Genomic DNA, 16,410 nt, shown 5'->3' on the forward strand with positions numbered 1-16,410 from the left:
GAGGCGCAAAACACTAGACTGATCAGGTAATGGACAATGATTCGGTGGCGACGGCCTACACGACGGTGGACGGCGACTTCGCCGCCGAGCTGGAGATCAAGCGCTCGCGCTTCATCACCTACCTGCGCCGGGTCGATTCCGAGGCAGCTGCCCGCGCCCTGGTCGCCGAGTTGCGCAAGAAGCACTTCGACGCACGCCACCATTGCAGCGCCTTCATCCTGGGCCCGGACCGCACCGCGATGCGCAGCAACGACGACGGCGAGCCATCGGGCACCGCCGGCATCCCGATGCTCGACGCGCTGGCCAAGCGGGAGACCGCGCCCGGGACCACCGACCTCTCCGACATCGCCGCAGTGGTGGTGCGCTACTTCGGCGGGATCCTGCTGGGCGCCGGAGGTTTGGTGCGCGCCTATTCCGAGTCGGTGTCCACGGCGCTGGACGCTGCCCCGCTGCTGCGCCGCGAACGCCTGCGGATCCTGGGCGTCGATGCGGACTACGCCGCTGCAGGCCGGCTGGAAAACGACCTGCGCGCCGCCGGCATCCAGGTCCTGGGCACCGAGTACGGGCCACGGCTTGCCACGCTGCGGGTGGCGCTCAATGACCAGGCGCCGGTCCTCGCGGCGTTCGCCGACCGGTTGGCCAGCCTCAGTGCCGGGGCCAGCACCGCAATAAACCTTGGAACCGAATGGGTGGATGTCCGATGAGCCTTGACTTCGAGAAGTTGCGCCGCTGGCCCGACGTGGAGGCGGAGAACCTGCTGGCCGTCGATGCAGCGGACAGGCTGCTGCTGGATCTGGCGGCCGAGGCCGGATGGCCGGGCGAGCCAGGCCGGGTGGTGGTCCTGAACGACCACTACGGCGCGCTGGTCCTCGGGGCGCTGGAGGCCGGGGTGCGCGGGCTGCGCGTGCACCAGGACGCACTCTCCGGCGTCCGCGCCATCGACGCCAATGCCCACACCCTGCTGCCGGAGCTTACCGGCGAATACCGGCACCTGCCCCTGGGCCGCGAACTGCTTGAAGGCGCCGCCCTGGTGTTGGTGGCATTGCCCCGGTCGCTGGACGCGCTGGAGGAAATGCTGGCGTTCGTCGCAGAACATGCCGGGCCCGACGTCACGGTGATGGCCGCCGGGCGCATCAAGCACATGAGCCTGTCGATGAACGAGGTGCTGGGCCGCTACTTCGCCTCGGTCACCGCCTCGCTGGGACGCCAGAAGTCCCGGGTGCTCACCGCCACCGCCGTCCGCCCGGCGGCCCAGCGCCCCGCAGCGCGCTTTCCGCTGCGGGCCGGCCACGACCTGGGGTTGCCCGAACCGCTGCAGGTGCGCGCCTACGCGCAGACCTTTGGCGGAGCCAAGCTGGATCCCGGGACCCGCTTCCTGCTCGAGCACCTGTCGCTACCGGGCGACGCGCAGCATGCCGTGGACCTGGGCTGCGGCAACGGGACCATTGCCGCGTTTTTGGCCTTGGGGCATCCGGGCCTCACGGTGCGTGCCTCCGACCACTCGGCCTCGGCCGTGGCCTCCACGCGCGCCACCGCGGCCGCCAACGACCTCTCCGACCGGATCACCGCGGTGCAGGACGACGCCTTGGCCTCGCTGCCAGACGCCTCCGAGTCCTTCGTGGTCCTGAACCCGCCTTTCCACATGGGCAACACCGTGCATGCGGGGATCGCCTTGAAGCTGATTGCCGATGCCGGACGGGTGCTGGCGCCCGGCGGGGAGCTGTGGTGCGTCTGGAATTCGCACCTGGGCTACCGCGGGCAACTGGAAAAGCTGGTGGGACCCACCCGCCAAGTCGCGCGGAACCCGAAGTTCACCGTGACGGCGTCGACCAAGAGGTAGCGCTCCGTCCGGGCCGTGAACGCGGGGGTTCAGAGCCCCTGGAAGAGGTCCGTGAGCAGAGGTTCGCCGGCGGCGCGGCGTGGCCAGGCCATGACCGAGGGCTCGCGCGAAACCACGCGCTGCCACCGGCCGACGGTCACTCCCGGGTCCATCAGCACGTCCCGCTGGCTGCGGTGTTCCAGCAGCCCGGCGACCACGCGCCAGGACACCGTGGAGGTGTCGACCTCGATGTCGATGGACTCGTCCGGGACCGGGCGCAGGTGGTATTCGATCGTCGGATCCCACACCACGGCACCGGTGCGCCGGCGCACCGTGTTCCACCGTTCAAAGACCGAGGCGCGGATGGCGCCATGGACCAGGCGCCGCAGTCCGGGCCCCGGGACCTCGCGGGCACGCCTGAACGCCTCGTCGGTGGCGGCCCCGATGGCGATGTGGTCGCGATGCCCGGTGATCCCGTCCGGACCGAAGGTCGCCACCACCTGCGGCCGTTCCTGCAACAGGATCGTGCGGACCCGCGCAACCAGTTCCTCGAAGTCGACCTCCGCCAGACGCCCGTCGTCGTAGCCCAGCCATTCATGGCGCACCGGGATGGTGCCGTGGGCACGCCACGCGTTGGCACTTTCCTCCCGCCGCCAGGCGCCGAGGGTTCCCGGGGTCACCGGCACGCCGGCCGAGATTTGGCCGGCAGCCCCGTCGGTCGCCAGCACCAGCACAAACCGGAATCCGGGGTCGTGTTCGTGCATGGCAATGGAACCCGCGCAACCATACGCATCGTCGTCGGGATGGGCAACGACGACCGCGATGGTATGCGGCTCGTTCATGGGGCAAATTCTAGTCCCGGCCGACACCGCGCAACAGTGCGGCGGGCACGGCCCTTCCGCGGGCGCGCCGTCACCCGCGTCCGCCAGGGGGTGCAATACTGCTTCCATGGACGAGTCACTTGAAGGAACGAAAACCGCACTGGTCATCATCAACATGCAAAACGGCGTGATGGAATACTGCGTGCACCCCAAGAAGGTCATCTCGCGCATCCAGGACCTCCTGGCCCGGGCCCGCGACACCGGCACCCCCGTGTACTGGGTGCAGGATGAACGCGAATTCGAGCGCCACTCGACGCCGTGGCGGATGGTCGCCGCACTGGAGCCGCTGGACGGGGAGCACCGGATCCACAAGTCGTACCGCGATGCCTTCACCGGCACCGGGCTGCACGCCTCCCTGATCGCCGGGGACGTGGGGCGACTGGTGGTCTGCGGCGCGCAATCGGATTACTCCCTGCGCACCACGGCCGGGCGCGCGGCGGCCATGGGCTACGACGTCACGGTGGTGCGCGATGCCCACACGACGGGGGCGTCGACCTTCGAGGGCCAGAGCCTGACAGGGGACCAGATCATCGCACACACCAACGCCTACTTTGCCTCGCTGGACTACCCCAACCAGGATTTCTCGCTGGAACGCTCAGAGGAGGTCGGGTTCCGCCCCGTGGTGTTGAACGACTGAACCGTTCGCCCTACCCAAGGCCCCCTTCCGGGCTGTAGGGTGCTAGAAACTTGTCACGCAGGAGATCCAACCCAGGGTTGTCGTGACGGCCACCGCCGGACGGCAACGCACCCCGCATTGAGGAGCAAGCCTTGTTCATTTCCGACGAATCCCTCACAGCCAACGCCGCCACTCCCGTCCCCGGACGGTACGTGGTCGTCTTTGCCGACCCCCACCCCTCCGCCGGGGAGAGGTTCGGCGCCCGCACGCTCCAGGAGGAGGTGCCGACCATGCTGGAACGGGAGGGCTTCTCGCTGGACACCTACTTCCCGCGCCTCGGGGTGGCTGTCGTGGGCGGGGAATCAGCCCAGCTCGGTGAACTGCAGGCCCGCTGCGATTCGCGGAACATGCCGCTGAGGATCGTCCCGGAACTGATGTACCACATCCTCTCGAGCCCGGCCCCGGAGCCGGGCATTGCTGCGGGACCGCCCTTCGCAGACAACGACGAGCTGACCTGGGGCCTGCAGGCGGTGCGTGCCCGGGAGTCCGGCTACACCGGGCGGGGGATTCGCGTTGCGGTGCTGGACACCGGTTTTGACGCCGCGCACCCGGATTTCGCCGGACGCGACGTCATCACCATGTCCTTCATCGAGGGCGAGGATTCCCACGACGGGCACGGCCACGGCACCCACTGCATCGGCACGGCCTGCGGACCGCGCCCGTTGCCGGGAGCCAGGGCCTACGGCGTGGCCCCGGAGGCTTCCATCTTCGCCGGCAAGGTGCTCAGCAACGAGGGTTCGGGTTCCGATACCGGGATCCTCGCCGGCATCGACTGGGCCCTGCAAAACGACTGCCACATCATCTCCATGTCGCTGGGTGCCGACGTGCGGGAGGTCCACCCGCCCTATGTCGCCGCCGGCCACCGTGCCCTGGAGCGCGGGACCCTCATCGTCGCCGCGGCCGGCAACAACGCCCGTCGGTCGGCGGGCAACCCGGGATTCGTCGGCGCACCGGCCAACAGCCCCTATATCCTGTCCGTCGCCGCACTTGACGAAAACCTGCTCGTCGCCGACTTCTCCGCCCGCACGTTGCCGGGCCGAGGGGGCCAGGTCGATGTCTCCGGCCCCGGAGTGAAGGTCTATTCCTCCTGGCCCGGTGCCCAGCGCTACAACACCATCAGCGGCACGTCGATGGCTACCCCGCATGTTGCCGGCGTTGCGGCGCTCCTGTCCGAGGCCACCGGTTACCGGGGCAGGGAACTCTGGGCGGAACTCGTCCAAGAGTCCGAACGGCTCGAACAATTCTCCGTCGACGTCGGGGCGGGCCTGGCGCAAGCTCCGCCACCGATCCGGGAGCAGGCACCTGCGCCGGTGCCCGAACCGGTGTCCGAACCGGTGTCCAGTGAACCTTCGGAGGATGACGCATCTGAAAGCTTTTACGGCCATGGGTGATGACCCGGGGCAACAGCCCGCGGAAACCGTCGGCTACATCGTCACCGTGCAGAGCCAGTACCTGGGCCGGGTGGAGGAAGTCACCGGGCAGCTCGAATCGGCAGGCATGACGGTCGAGAGGGTGCTCGGCACCCTCGGCCAGATTATCGGCCGGGCCGAGGAAGCCAAGCGCACGACGCTGGCCGGGGTGGAAGGCGTTCAATCCGTCGACCCTGAACGGCGGTTCCGCATCAACCCGCCGGATAGCGACATCCAGTAGCGCAGGAGGGCTTGGAGACGCCCCGGGCGAATCCGCGACCTCCGGGGGCCACACCGCCCAAGCCACCGGAAAATTGCAAGAACCCCCGCTCCATTGCTGGAGCGGGGGTTCTTGTCGTCTACTTCAGGTGGATCAGTGATCCACCAAAAGTTCGTTCCTTAGGAACCGGCAAGCTTCTCGCGCAGTGCGGCGAGGGCCTCGTCGGAAGCCAGGGTACCTGCCTCGGTTGCCGGAGCATCCGAGGAGTAGGACGAGGAAGCGGACTCGGCCGGAGCCGATTCTGCTGCAGCGTCGTCGGCAAGGTGCTGTGCAACCTGCTTCTTGTGGGCTTCCCAGCGGGTCTGGGCGTCAGCGTACTGCTGCTCCCAAGCCGAACGCTGGGTCTCGAAGCCTTCGAGCCACTCGTTGGTCTCCGGATCGAAGCCCTCCGGGTACTTGTAGTTGCCCTCTTCGTCGTACTCTGCGGCCATGCCGTAGAGAGCCGGATCGAATTCGGCACCTTCCGGATCGACGCCCTCGTTGGCCTGCTTGAGGGACAGCGAGATGCGGCGACGCTCGAGATCGATGTCGATGACCTTGACGAACAGTTCGTCGCCAACGGAGACGACCTGCTCTGCAAGCTCCACGTGGCGCACGGCCAGCTCGGAGATGTGCACGAGGCCTTCGATTCCGTCTTCGACGCGCACGAATGCACCGAACGGAACAAGCTTGGTGACCTTACCCGGAACAACCTGCCCGAGGGCGTGGGTGCGGGCGAAGGTCTGCCACGGATCTTCCTGGGTGGCCTTGAGCGAGAGCGAAACACGCTCGCGGTCCAGGTCGACCTCGAGAACCTCGACGGTGACTTCCTGGCCAACTTCGACAACCTCGGACGGGTGGTCGATGTGCTTCCAGGACAGCTCGGAAACGTGGACGAGGCCGTCTACGCCGCCAAGGTCCACGAATGCACCGAAGTTGACGATGGAGGAAACGACGCCGGGACGAACCTGGCCCTTTTCCAGCTTGTTGAGGAACGTGGAGCGAACCTCGGACTGGGTCTGCTCGAGCCAGGCACGGCGGGAAAGAACAACGTTGTTGCGGTTCTTGTCCAGCTCGATGATCTTGGCTTCGATTTCCTGGCCGATGTACGGAGCCAGATCGCGCACACGGCGCATTTCGACGAGCGATGCCGGCAGGAAGCCGCGCAGGCCGATGTCGAGGATAAGGCCGCCCTTGACCACCTCGATGACGGTGCCGGTAACGACGCCGTCTTCTTCCTTGATCTTTTCGATATCGCCCCAGGCACGCTCGTACTGAGCACGCTTCTTGGACAGGATCAAACGACCTTCCTTGTCCTCCTTGGTGAGGACGAGGGCCTCGACGTTGTCACCGACGGCGACAACGTCGCCCGGGTCAACATCGTGCTTGATGGAAAGTTCGCGGGAAGGAATGACACCTTCGGTCTTGTAACCGATGTCGAGCAGAACTTCGTCGCGGTCAACCTTGACGACGATGCCTTCGACGAGGTCGCCATCGTTGAAGTACTTGATGGTGGCGTCGACGGCAGCGAGGAAGTCTTCAGCAGAGCCAATGTCGTTGATTGCAACGACCGGGGCACTGGTCTTCTCGTTGGAGGTGATGGTCATGTAGTAGGGACTCCGATGTGGATAGTCTGGGTGAGTCGGTCAGCCGGAAGTCCCGGCATATTCCGAATTTAGAATGGGTGCGGGCACGGCAGTAGCCGAAACACGCCCCCTCAGTCTATTCCCCCGGACCCGCAGGGTCAAAACGGGAACCGACGTTCTTGTCAAGTCGTCCCGGTTCCGTGTCAGGCGAAGGCCTCGGAAAGCTTCATGAGGCGCAATTTCCTGGATTCCAAGGAATCCAGTAGGCGCGGAAGGGCCTTGGCAACGCCCGCCGCAGTACCGGAGGACGGGCGGTTGAAATGGCCGATCCCCACGTCACGGGCTCCCAACAAGGCAGTTTGCGCCGCGACGCCGGAAGCGGGGAACGTTGCGCCGGCATCCAGATTGACGGTGAAGTTCATCGGGACAAGGCTCAGTTCCCTGCACATGGCGGCACCCAAGACGTCCATGTGGGCGGTGCCGGAACGGAAGAACCTGGCCTGGATCCCGAAGGTGTCGGCCAGATAGTGCTGATTGCCCATGACCTCGTCGTATGCTTCGGCGATGGAGGCGGTACCGCGGATTCCGTATGCGGCCTGGCCCCTGCTGCCCAGAGGCGCGTGCGAGGTGCCGTGGTTGGCTATCTCAAAGAGTGGGTCCGCAGCGAGTTCGCGCATCAGCGATATGTTGGCCGCGGCCCACCGGCGATTGACGAAAAGCGTGGCGGGAGTGCGATGCGCACGCAGCTCCTTGATCAGCCTGGCGTCGTAGCCTTCGCCAAGGAGTCCCCCGCAGGCGTCGAAGGTGAGGGCAGCGCCGCGCGCCGCAGCGGGAAGATCAAGTTGGATGCCCTGGGCCTCCAGCCCGAACGAGCCCGCCGGTTTCCCTGCAAAGGCGGAAACCATCGCTTTCCGGCTGGGCACGGCCATGGGAGCGCTCGGCGCCGGGGGCGCTCCGGGCGCCGAGGCGGAGGGGGAAGCAGCAGGCTCGGGGCCGGTTCCGGGCAGGGATTCCGGGTCAACGGCGCATGAGGCCAGGATGGAAGTGCCCACCCCGACAAGGGCGGCGAGCATGGTGCGGCGACCCACTTGGGGGTCGTTGGAAAGCAGGTTGGTCATAAATCTAGAAATCCGCCTGGCAGTAGGGAATCGTGGAGGTGGCGAACAGGGAATCGAGGGTCCGGACGGCACCGGGAACATGGATCTTGAGCACACCGGCCTGGGCCAGGTGCGCAGCGCTGAACCCACCGAGGTAAAGCGAGGCAAGGTCGCGGACATCCACGCTCACATCTGGTTCACCGTCGTCCGGGAGCCGGCGCACGTCGGCCGTCAATTCCTTGACGCGCAGTTCCCAGGTTCCATCGGCCATGCCCAGGGAATCGTGCACGCGCAGCCGGATGTGCCCGTCGCCGGCGTAGGTGCGGGCCGCCAGCGCGGTCTCCAGGTCCAGGATCCGCAGCCACAGGTGGTCCCCGAGCGCGGTGGCCTTGTAGGCACGCGCGTTTTCCAGCGCTGTCGGCAACACGTCATCGACGGGTCCGCGCCCGGTGATTTTTTCCACCAGGTCGTGGGCACCGAGGTAGGCAACCAGCTCGCGGCGGGCGGCGCCCGATGCGGTGCACATCTGGCCGATTTCCATGGTGGGCGGGTCGACCTTCCACCCGGAAAACTGGTAGCTCATGAATCCGTCGGGCTTGCCGTCTGCGTCCAGGTGCAGGGCTGCGCGCAGGTTCTTGACCGGCTTGAGCGAGTCGTAGTCCTCCCACTGGCCAGCGGCCTGGCCCACGTCGAACTGGGTGGCGCTGATGGAACCAAGGGTGTGGGCGTGTGCCGCGGCAAAGATGGCAGGGGCGTACTTTTTCAGCTCCTCCGGGGCAACGGCAACGACACTGCCTTCAGGCTCGACGCGCAGCGACGCGCCCTGCCGGGTCTTGAGCGTGTAGCGGGCACGCTGGGTGGCGCGGCCGAAGCCGAAGCGGCCGTAGATGGTGGCTTCGGAGGCGGTCAGCGCCGCAAACACCGCGCCCTGCTCGCGGGCCGTGGACAGGTCAAGGGTGATCATCCGGCGCAACAGGCCACGGCGACGGTGCGTGGGACTGACGGTGACCGAGGTGATCTGGTGCACCGGCATCAGGTTTCCCCCGCCGATGTTCAGCGTTCCGGGAAAGGCGGCGTAGGTGGCGACGGGAGCCGCTGCGTGCAGCGAGGGCTGCACCGCAGAGTCGTCGTAGACGGCGGTGAACGTGGTGTTTTCGGCGATTTCCAGCCCCGCCAGGATCTTCAACTCGTCGGCATCCAATTGGGATTCATGGAATCCGCGGCTGACCGCCTTCAGGAATTCGACGGTTGCAGCGGACGGTGCACCGTCTACGAGCTCGGGCTCGAATCTTTCAATGCGAATCGCGGCATCTTCACTCATGATCGTGGCGTTTGCTTCCTGGGGTCGGGGGCAGGGCAGGCGTTGGCGTGGAGCTAGAAACCGTTGATGGCGTGGGGTACGCCCGGCAGGTCCAGCAGTTCGGACAATGCGGCAGGTTCTGCCGGCAGGGCGCGTTCGGCGGGTTCCAGCAGACCGGCGGAGACCAGGTCCCCGATCCCGCAGGCGCCGAGCAGCAGCGGGCCCAGGGCAACTGCACCGCAGGAGAAGTCGGCCGGTCCGTCCTCGTCCAGTTCGGTGACCTTCGCCCGCCCGTCGCGGATCGCAAAGGCGTAGAACCCGGCAACCAGGCCCTGCGGGTCGGCGACGCGCAACGTGAAGGTCCCGGATCCGCGGTACTCCCGCGCGGCGAAAGCCGCGGGGACATCCAGCACCCGCACCCACAGGCAGTGTTCGCGTCCGGTGTAGCTGACCCGCGAGGGGTCCTCCAGCGCCCAGCCCAGCGGGTCGTCTGCGGCGGCGAAGGGATGGCTGATGCGCTCGATCAAATCGACGCTGGACAGGAAACGGAAGATCTCGCGCCGGGCCACCTCGGTGGTGGCCACCAGGTCACGGACGTTCAGCGTCAAAGGCTTGGAATCCCAGCCGGCAAACACATACGTCACGTATCCCTGGATCTCCCCCGCCGGATCCAGGTACACGGCGGCACGCAGCTTCGGATCCGGGTCTGGCCCCTCCTGGCCCCAGCGTGCAGTGGCATGGCGGAGATAGGCTTCCTGGCGCCCGACCGAGCCGCGGCGGGATGCGTGGAACGCCTCGAATACGGGCCCGGCAACCGTGCCCAGCACATGCGGCGGAACCTGCAGCACCGATCCGCTGGCCGCTGCGTGGAAGCGCACGTCCCCGCGCACATCCAGGTGCAGGGTTTGCTGCTCGGTGACCCGGCCGAAGCCGAACCTGCCGTAGATCGTCGCCTCGGACGCGGTCAGCGCGGCCACGGGGTAACCCGCGGCCTTGGCCCGGGCGAGGTCCCCGGTCATCAGTTCACGCAGGATGCCGCGGCGGCGGTGCGTGGGACGCACCGTGACCATGGTGACCAGGTGCGCGGGGACCAGGGACGCCCCGACGTTCAGCGTCTTGGCGAAACTGGCGTAGGTGGCCACCGGCACCAGCGGGTCCACCCAATCGGCGGGCAGGGAATCGTCGTAGACCCCGGTGAGCACCCGCGCATCGACCTCGTGGGCTTGGAACATCTGTTCCACCTGGTCCGCGGTGGCGGGCTGCTGGTGGAACCCCTCCCGGCCCGTGTTCAGCCAGGCGGCATACCCGCCGGACGCGGCGCCGGTGTGGGCGTCGCGGGCCAGCGGGACCTCCTCGATGCGCAGCTGCCGGGTGAGCATCAGTGCCCGGCGTCCTGCCAGGACGTGCCGATGCCCACGTGCACATCCAGGGGCACCTTGAGCTCCGCGGCGGCGCCCATCCTTTCCCGCACGATCTTTTCGACTTTTTCCAGTTCGCCGGCGGCGACCTCGAGGACGAGTTCGTCATGGACCTGCAGCAGCATGCGGGATTTCAGGCCGGCTTCGGCCAGGCCTTCCTCGACGCCGAGCATCGCACGCTTGATGATGTCGGCGGCCGAGCCCTGGATCGGGGCGTTCAGCGCCGCGCGCTCGGCGATGTCGCGCAGCTGGCGGTTGTCGCTGGCCAGCTCCGGCAGGTAGCGGCGGCGCCCGAAGATGGTCTCGGTGTAGCCGTCCTTGCGGGCTTGGTCCACCACGGCGCGCAGGTAGTCGCGCACCGCGCCGAAGCGCGAGAAATAGTCCTTCATCAGCGTGCGCGCCTCGTCGACGGAGATCTTCAGCTGCTTGGACAGCCCGAAGGAGCTCAAGCCGTAGGCCAAGCCGTAGCTCATGGCCTTGACCTTGGAGCGCATTTCGTTGGTGACATCGGCAGGTTCGACGTTGAAGACGTGCGAGCCGACGAAGCGGTGCAGGTCCTCGCCGTCCTGGTAGGCCTGGATCAGGCCCTCGTCCTCGGAGAGGTGCGCCATGATGCGCATTTCGATCTGCGAGTAGTCGGCGGTCAGCAGCGTCTCGTAGCCCTCGCCCACCACGAAGACCTCGCGGATGCGCCGACCCTCCTCGGAGCGGACCGGGATATTCTGCAGGTTCGGGTTCAGCGATGACAGGCGCCCGGTGGCAGCGACGGTCTGTGCGTAAGTGGTGTGGATGCGGCCGTCGGAAGCAACGGCCTTGCGCAGGCCCTCGACGGTCTGGCGCAGCTTGGTCGCGTCGCGGTAGGCCATCAACGCGACAAGGAACGGGTGCCCGGTCTTGACCAGGAGGTCCTGCAGGGACTCGGCGTCGGTGGTGAAGCCGGTCTTGATCTTCTTGGTCTTGGGAAGGTCGAGTTCCTCGAAGAGGACAACTTGCAGCTGCTTGGGGCTGGAGAGGTTGACCTCGTGGCCGATGGCCCCGTAGGCCTCTTCGGTGGCCCGGTTGATGGTCACGGTGAAGTCTTCGAAGAGCCCGTCGAGCTTGGCGGTGTCGATGGCGATGCCGGACATTTCCATGCGTGCCAGGATCAGCGACAGCGGCATCTCCAGCTCCTTGAGCAGGGCATCTCCCCCGCGCTCCACGAGCATGCCGGCGAGGTGCTGGCTCAACTCGCGCACCGCGTGGGCGGCGCGGACCGCCGGGGTGGCAAGATCCGGGCCCTCGAAGTCCAAGGCCAGCTGGCCGCTGGCCGGTGCCTTGGAATCGTCCAGCGAGATGCGCAGGTGCTGTTGGGCGATGTCCGGCAGGTCGTGGCTACGGCGGTCGGGCTGGATCAGGTAGGCGGTGATCATGGTGTCGTCGGTGACTCCCGCCAGCTCAAGGCCGCGGTTCTTGAGCATCTTGTAGGTGCCCTTGAAGTCGTGCACGGCCTTGGAGTGGCTGACCGAGGACAGCACCTTGGCCAGTGCCTGCTCGGTTTCCCCGTCAATTTCCTCGAGGGAGACGTAGGCGGTGGCGTCCTTGGAGGCGAACGCCAGCCCCACCACGTCGGTGCCGCCGACGCCCCCGACGGTGGCCGCGTGCACGCCCAGCAGCTGCGCGCCGTGAGCGGCGAACCATCCCTCGAGCGCGGCTGCGTCGCCGAGCATCTCGTGGGCGGGGATCTCGGCTTCCTCGGCGGCATCCTGCGGATCATCACCGAAAAGGTCGAAGAGGCGCTTGCGCAGGGTGTTGAACTGCAGCGCGTCAAAAAGTTCTTCGACGGCCTCGCGGTTGGGTCGATCCAGGATCATGGCCTCGAGGGCAACCGGCAGCTCGAGGTCGCGCAGCAGGTGGTTCAGGCGGCGGTTGCGGGTGACGTTTTCCACATGTTCGCGCAGCGAGTCGCCGACCTTGCCCTTGATGGCATCGATGTTTTCCAGGATGCCCGGCAGCCCGCCGTAAAGATTGATCCACTTGGCGGCGGTCTTCGGTCCCACCCCGGGCACCCCCGGGAGGTTGTCGGCGGTTTCGCCGACCAGGGCCGCGAGGTCCGAATACTGTTCGGGACGTACGAAGTACTTCGCCTCGACGGCGTCCCCGTCCATCGGCGGGATGTCGGAGATCCCCTTCTTGGGGTAAAGCACCAGGGTCTTTTCGGTGATCAGCTGGAAGGCGTCACGGTCACCGGAGACCACCAGCACGTCCAGGCCGGCGGCTTCGCCCTGTGCGGCGAGGGTGGCGATGATGTCATCGGCCTCGTAGCCGTCCATGGTGATGGTGGGGATGTTCATGGCTTCCATGACCTTTTGGATCAGGTCGATCTGCCCGTGGAATTCTTCGGGCGTCTTGTTGCGCCCGCCCTTGTATTCGGTGTACTCCAGTGAGCGGAATGTGGGGGTGTCCAAGTCGAACGCCACGGCCACGTGGGTGGGCTTCTGCTGGCGGATCATCGTCAGCAGCATCGACACGAAGCCATGCACCGCGTTGGTGTGCTGCCCGGTGTCGGTGGAAAAGTTTTCGGCCGGCAGGGCGTAGAAGGCACGGAAGGCCATGGAGTGCCCGTCAATGACGAGCAGGCGCTGGGGTTCGGTTGCCACAAGTTTGGTTGATTCGCTCACAGGTGCCAGCCTAGTTGGCATGGGCAATAAATTCACTCAAGACAACGCAGCGGCCATCGAGACATCTGGCACCTTTGCCGCCAACGGGGCGCACCCGGTCAATCCCTTTGCCCGTCAGCTCTTCGAACACGGGGTACCCGAGGCGATGTGGCCGATGCTTGCCAGCCACGGCGTGGGGACCCTGGTGGAGAAGCTGGGCATCCATTTTACGGAGATCACCCGCGACCGCGTGGTTGCCACCATGCCGGTGGAAGGCAACCAGCAGGTCGCAGGCATCCTTCACGGAGGCGCCTCGGTGGCCTTGGCCGAGACCCTTGGTTCCTTCGCCGCGGCGGTACACGGCAAGGGCGAAAAGAAACCGGTCGGTGTGGATATTTCCGCCACCCACCACAGGGCAGGGGTCACCGGCCTGGTGACCGGGGTCTGCACACCGATCCACCTGGGGCGCACGCTGACCACCCATGAAATCATCATCAGCGATGATGCGGGAAGGCGGCTGTGCACCTCCCGCATCACCAACATGCTGCTTGATGGCTGATCAAGCGGGGGGCCAGGCTCCGCAACGCATTCTCTGCCACGGAGCCACCGGAAGCGGCAAAACCACGCTCGCCCGGGACCTTGGACGCATCCTGCGGATGCCGGTGCATTACGTGGATGACGAGTTCGGGTGGCTGCCGGGCTGGGTGCAGCGAGACCAGTCGGAGCAGAAGGCTCTCGCGCTGAAGGCTGCCAACGCCCCGCAGTGGATCTTCGATTCGGCATACGGGCCTTATCGCCAGGACATCATCGGCCGCTCCGACCTCGTCGTATGCCTCGATTATCCCCGCGCCCTGTCGCTGTATCGGCTTCTGGTGCGAACAGTGAAGCGGATCAAGCACCGGGAATCGGTGTGCAACGGGAACGTTGAGACCTGGAGAAGGATGCTAGACCGGGACTCCATCGTGCTTTGGCACCTCAAGAGCTTCGGTCCGAAGCGCCGGCAGATGCGCGAGTTGGAAACCGCGCTGGGCGCCGAACGCGTCAAACGATTCTCCCGTCCCCGGGAGACCAGGCGGTGGCTGGCCGAGCTGGAGGCACGCGCGAGTGGGTTGCGGTCCTAGTATTCGCGGTCCTGGCCCGGGGTTTTTTTCACCATGAACCTGGTCTCGCGAATCCCGCCCGGATACTCACGCGTGTACGTGGGATCGAGCTTGGCGGTGCCACGCATAGCAAAGAGCGGGCGCCCGCCACCGAGCAGGACGGGCATGGAGTAGAGCAATATCTCGTCGAGGAGCCCCTCGTCAACGAATTGCCCGGCCAGCGAGCCGCCGCCCACCACCCAGACGTCCTTCCCGTTGGCACTGCGTGCGATGTCCCCGGCCCATTCGGTCACGTCCCCGCGCACAAAGGTCAGGTCGGCGCCCGGGAACGCAGCCAGTTCCCGGTGAGCGAAGACCCACACCGGAAGCCCCTGGTAGGGCCACTTGTCGCGCACTTCGTTGAGCATCCAGGAATAGGTGTCCGCCCCCATGGCGATTGCGCCGATCTCCTGCATGAATGCATCGTAGCTTTCGGCTTGCCCGGCGAATCCGTCAAAGTCCATGAGCCAGTCGAGTCGTTCGTTTTCATCGGCGATGTAGCCATCCGTCGAGGCCGCCACGAAATACCTAAATTGCGTCATGGTGCCCATCCTAACCACGCCACGGCCCGCCGCAGAAGGAATCCGCACCGGGTCGGCGTGGTCCGGAAGCCGAGTCAGGTGGCTTAAACGGCTTTCGCCCTCTCGGATCATTGGTTCCGGGAGGGCGAAAGTGCGATGCGGCTTTGCCTAGGCGCCGAGGATCCTTGCGCTGAGCGAGGGCACGATGAGAACGATGCCGAAGATGACGACCAGGCCGCACAGCGCAAAGCAGCCGTAGGCCGCAAGCCTGGCCGGCATGGCGGAGCGTTGGGCGTCCTCGCCCACGGCGAGCATGCGCACGCCCAACGAGTAGGCGCCGACGATGAAAAGCGCAGAGGCCCACGTGATGACCGCGACGATCAGGAATGCATCCCACTGAATTGCCACTACTTGACCTCCTGCTTGATCTTGGCGCGCTCCATCTTGCGACGCTCCTTCTTGGTGGGGATGTTCACTGCCGCGCCGGAGACATCCACATCGCTGATCGCGTTGTGGTGGCCCACGAGTTCACGGCGCGAAAGGACCCAGATCACCAACAGGGAGCCAACTCCCAAAACGGTCACAATGACCAGTCCGCCGGTGCCGAAGTGGGCAAGCCCGGCGGCAGCGGCGCCGATGATCCCGGCCGCGGGGAGCGTGAAGAGCCAGCCCACCGCGATGCGTCCAGCTGTTCCCCAACGGACTTCCGCTCCCTTGCGGCCCAGCCCGGAACCGATCACGGATCCGGAGGCGACCTGCGTCGTCGACAGGGCGAAGCCCAGGTGCGAGGAAGTCAGGATGGCTGCGGCGGTGGAGGTCTCGGCGGCAAACCCCTGGGCTGGCTTGACGTCGGTCAGGCCTGAACCCATGGTGCGGATGATGCGCCAGCCGCCCATGTAGGTGCCCAGCGCGATGGCCAGTGCACAGGTCGCGATGACCCAGAAGTGCGGGCCGGTGCCCGCATCCTGCATACCCGAAGCCACCAGGGTCAGGGTGATGACACCCATGGTCTTCTGGGCGTCGTTGGTGCCGTGTGCCAATGCCACGAGCGAGGAGGAGAAGATCTGTCCGTAGCGGAATCCGCCGCGCTTGGGGGACGCCAGGCCGGATTGGCGCTTGGTCACCGAGTAGGCAAGCTTGGTGCACAGATACGCCGAGGTTCCCGCGATCACGGGCGCGACCAGTGCCGGGAGCAAAACCTTGGACATCAGCACGTTGTAGTCAATGGCACCGAAGCCGGCACCGACGATCGCTGCACCGATCAGTCCGCCAAAGAGTGCGTGGGAGGAGCTGGACGGGAGACCCAGCAGCCAGGTGACCATGTTCCAGACGACGGCGCCCATCAGGCCGGCGAAGATCATGGCCGGCATGATTTGCACGCCGGTCTCCCCGCCTTCCTTGATGATGCCGCCGGAGATGGTCTTGGCGACTTCTGTTGAAAGGAAAGCACCAACAAGGTTGAGGACCGCGGCCAGCGCGACCGCGGCCTTGGGCTTGATTGCACCGGTTGCGATCGGCGTGGCCATCGCATTCGCGGTGTCGTGGAAGCCGTTGGTGAAATCAAAGAACAGGGCAAGTGCAATGACCAGGACGACGATAAGCGTCAGATCCATGTATAAACCAATCGTGGGATTGCGGGCGAGGGCCGAGTCGCGCTGGCTACTCCGAA

At 66.2% G+C, this 16,410-nt stretch carries 16 protein-coding genes; 7 read left to right on the forward strand and 9 right to left on the reverse strand.

Going from position 1 to position 16,410, the window contains the following annotated elements:
* Positions 1-29 precede the first annotated feature (29 nt).
* Both OIU93_RS05930 and OIU93_RS05935 read left to right on the forward strand, forming a co-directional pair.
* On the forward strand, positions 30-704 hold the full coding sequence (locus OIU93_RS05930) for a YigZ family protein (protein WP_264269158.1): 675 nt from the start codon (positions 30-32) through the stop codon (positions 702-704).
* Positions 701-1,840, forward strand: a complete 1,140-nt coding sequence (locus tag OIU93_RS05935) for a methyltransferase (RefSeq protein WP_264269159.1) — start codon at positions 701-703, stop codon at positions 1,838-1,840. Before OIU93_RS05930 ends, OIU93_RS05935 begins: the two co-directional genes overlap by 4 nt.
* A gap of 29 nt (positions 1,841-1,869) precedes the next feature.
* Here OIU93_RS05935 and OIU93_RS05940 read toward each other — a convergent pair whose 3' ends face one another.
* Positions 1,870-2,661, reverse strand: coding sequence for a PIG-L deacetylase family protein (locus OIU93_RS05940; RefSeq protein ID WP_264269160.1), 792 nt, complete (start codon positions 2,659-2,661; stop codon positions 1,870-1,872).
* A 106-nt stretch (positions 2,662-2,767) separates the two neighbouring features.
* Between OIU93_RS05940 and OIU93_RS05945 the strand changes: the two genes are divergently transcribed.
* From OIU93_RS05945 to OIU93_RS05955, 3 genes are all read left to right on the forward strand, one after another.
* A complete protein-coding gene (locus tag OIU93_RS05945; protein ID WP_264269161.1) occupies positions 2,768-3,337 on the forward strand; it encodes an isochorismatase family protein in 570 nt (189 codons plus the stop codon).
* A gap of 131 nt (positions 3,338-3,468) precedes the next feature.
* Positions 3,469-4,767 (forward strand): S8 family serine peptidase, encoded by a 1,299-nt coding sequence (locus OIU93_RS05950; RefSeq protein WP_264269162.1) that lies wholly within the window; start codon positions 3,469-3,471, stop codon positions 4,765-4,767.
* Complete coding sequence (locus OIU93_RS05955; RefSeq protein WP_264269163.1) at positions 4,733-5,026, forward strand: hypothetical protein; 294 nt, start codon at positions 4,733-4,735, stop codon at positions 5,024-5,026. Before OIU93_RS05950 ends, OIU93_RS05955 begins: the two co-directional genes overlap by 35 nt.
* 158 nt (positions 5,027-5,184) lie before the next feature.
* On the opposite strand, the gene rpsA is transcribed toward OIU93_RS05955, so the two are convergent.
* The 5 genes from rpsA to polA all read right to left on the reverse strand — a co-directional run bounded on the left by rpsA (position 5,185) and on the right by polA (position 13,036).
* Positions 5,185-6,651: a 30S ribosomal protein S1 gene (rpsA, locus tag OIU93_RS05960; protein ID WP_264269164.1), complete on the reverse strand. Its 1,467-nt coding sequence runs from the start codon at positions 6,649-6,651 to the stop codon at positions 5,185-5,187.
* Between the two features lie 182 nt (positions 6,652-6,833).
* On the reverse strand, positions 6,834-7,748 hold the full coding sequence (locus tag OIU93_RS05965; protein WP_264269165.1) for a polysaccharide deacetylase family protein: 915 nt from the start codon (positions 7,746-7,748) through the stop codon (positions 6,834-6,836).
* Between the two features lie 4 nt (positions 7,749-7,752).
* A complete protein-coding gene (locus OIU93_RS05970; protein ID WP_264269166.1) occupies positions 7,753-9,048 on the reverse strand; it encodes a GNAT family N-acetyltransferase in 1,296 nt (431 codons plus the stop codon).
* Between the two features lie 53 nt (positions 9,049-9,101).
* Positions 9,102-10,406: a GNAT family N-acetyltransferase gene (locus OIU93_RS05975; protein ID WP_264269167.1), complete on the reverse strand. Its 1,305-nt coding sequence runs from the start codon at positions 10,404-10,406 to the stop codon at positions 9,102-9,104.
* On the reverse strand, positions 10,406-13,036 hold the full coding sequence (gene polA / locus OIU93_RS05980; RefSeq protein ID WP_264269209.1) for a DNA polymerase I: 2,631 nt from the start codon (positions 13,034-13,036) through the stop codon (positions 10,406-10,408). The genes OIU93_RS05975 and polA overlap by 1 nt, the downstream gene beginning before the upstream one ends.
* A gap of 85 nt (positions 13,037-13,121) precedes the next feature.
* Here polA and OIU93_RS05985 point away from each other — a divergent pair, with 85 nt between their 5' ends.
* On the forward strand, positions 13,122-13,640 hold the full coding sequence (locus OIU93_RS05985) for a hotdog fold thioesterase (RefSeq protein WP_264269168.1): 519 nt from the start codon (positions 13,122-13,124) through the stop codon (positions 13,638-13,640).
* Complete coding sequence (locus tag OIU93_RS05990; RefSeq protein WP_264269169.1) at positions 13,633-14,202, forward strand: adenylate kinase; 570 nt, start codon at positions 13,633-13,635, stop codon at positions 14,200-14,202. The genes OIU93_RS05985 and OIU93_RS05990 overlap by 8 nt, the downstream gene beginning before the upstream one ends.
* On the opposite strand, the gene OIU93_RS05995 is transcribed toward OIU93_RS05990, so the two are convergent.
* From OIU93_RS05995 to OIU93_RS06005, 3 genes are all read right to left on the reverse strand, one after another.
* The gene (locus OIU93_RS05995) at positions 14,199-14,762 is read right to left on the reverse strand and encodes a dihydrofolate reductase family protein (protein WP_264269170.1); all 564 of its coding nucleotides are present in this window, start codon (positions 14,760-14,762) and stop codon (positions 14,199-14,201) included. The genes OIU93_RS05990 and OIU93_RS05995 overlap by 4 nt on opposite strands.
* A gap of 147 nt (positions 14,763-14,909) precedes the next feature.
* Positions 14,910-15,149: a hypothetical protein gene (locus OIU93_RS06000; RefSeq protein WP_264269171.1), complete on the reverse strand. Its 240-nt coding sequence runs from the start codon at positions 15,147-15,149 to the stop codon at positions 14,910-14,912.
* The gene (locus OIU93_RS06005) at positions 15,149-16,354 is read right to left on the reverse strand and encodes an inorganic phosphate transporter (protein WP_264269172.1); all 1,206 of its coding nucleotides are present in this window, start codon (positions 16,352-16,354) and stop codon (positions 15,149-15,151) included. Before OIU93_RS06005 ends, OIU93_RS06000 begins: the two co-directional genes overlap by 1 nt.
* Positions 16,355-16,410: the final 56 nt, after the last annotated feature.

This window comes from Paeniglutamicibacter sp. ZC-3, from assembly GCF_025847175.2.
In the GTDB taxonomy this organism is placed as follows: domain Bacteria; phylum Actinomycetota; class Actinomycetes; order Actinomycetales; family Micrococcaceae; genus Paeniglutamicibacter; species Paeniglutamicibacter sulfureus.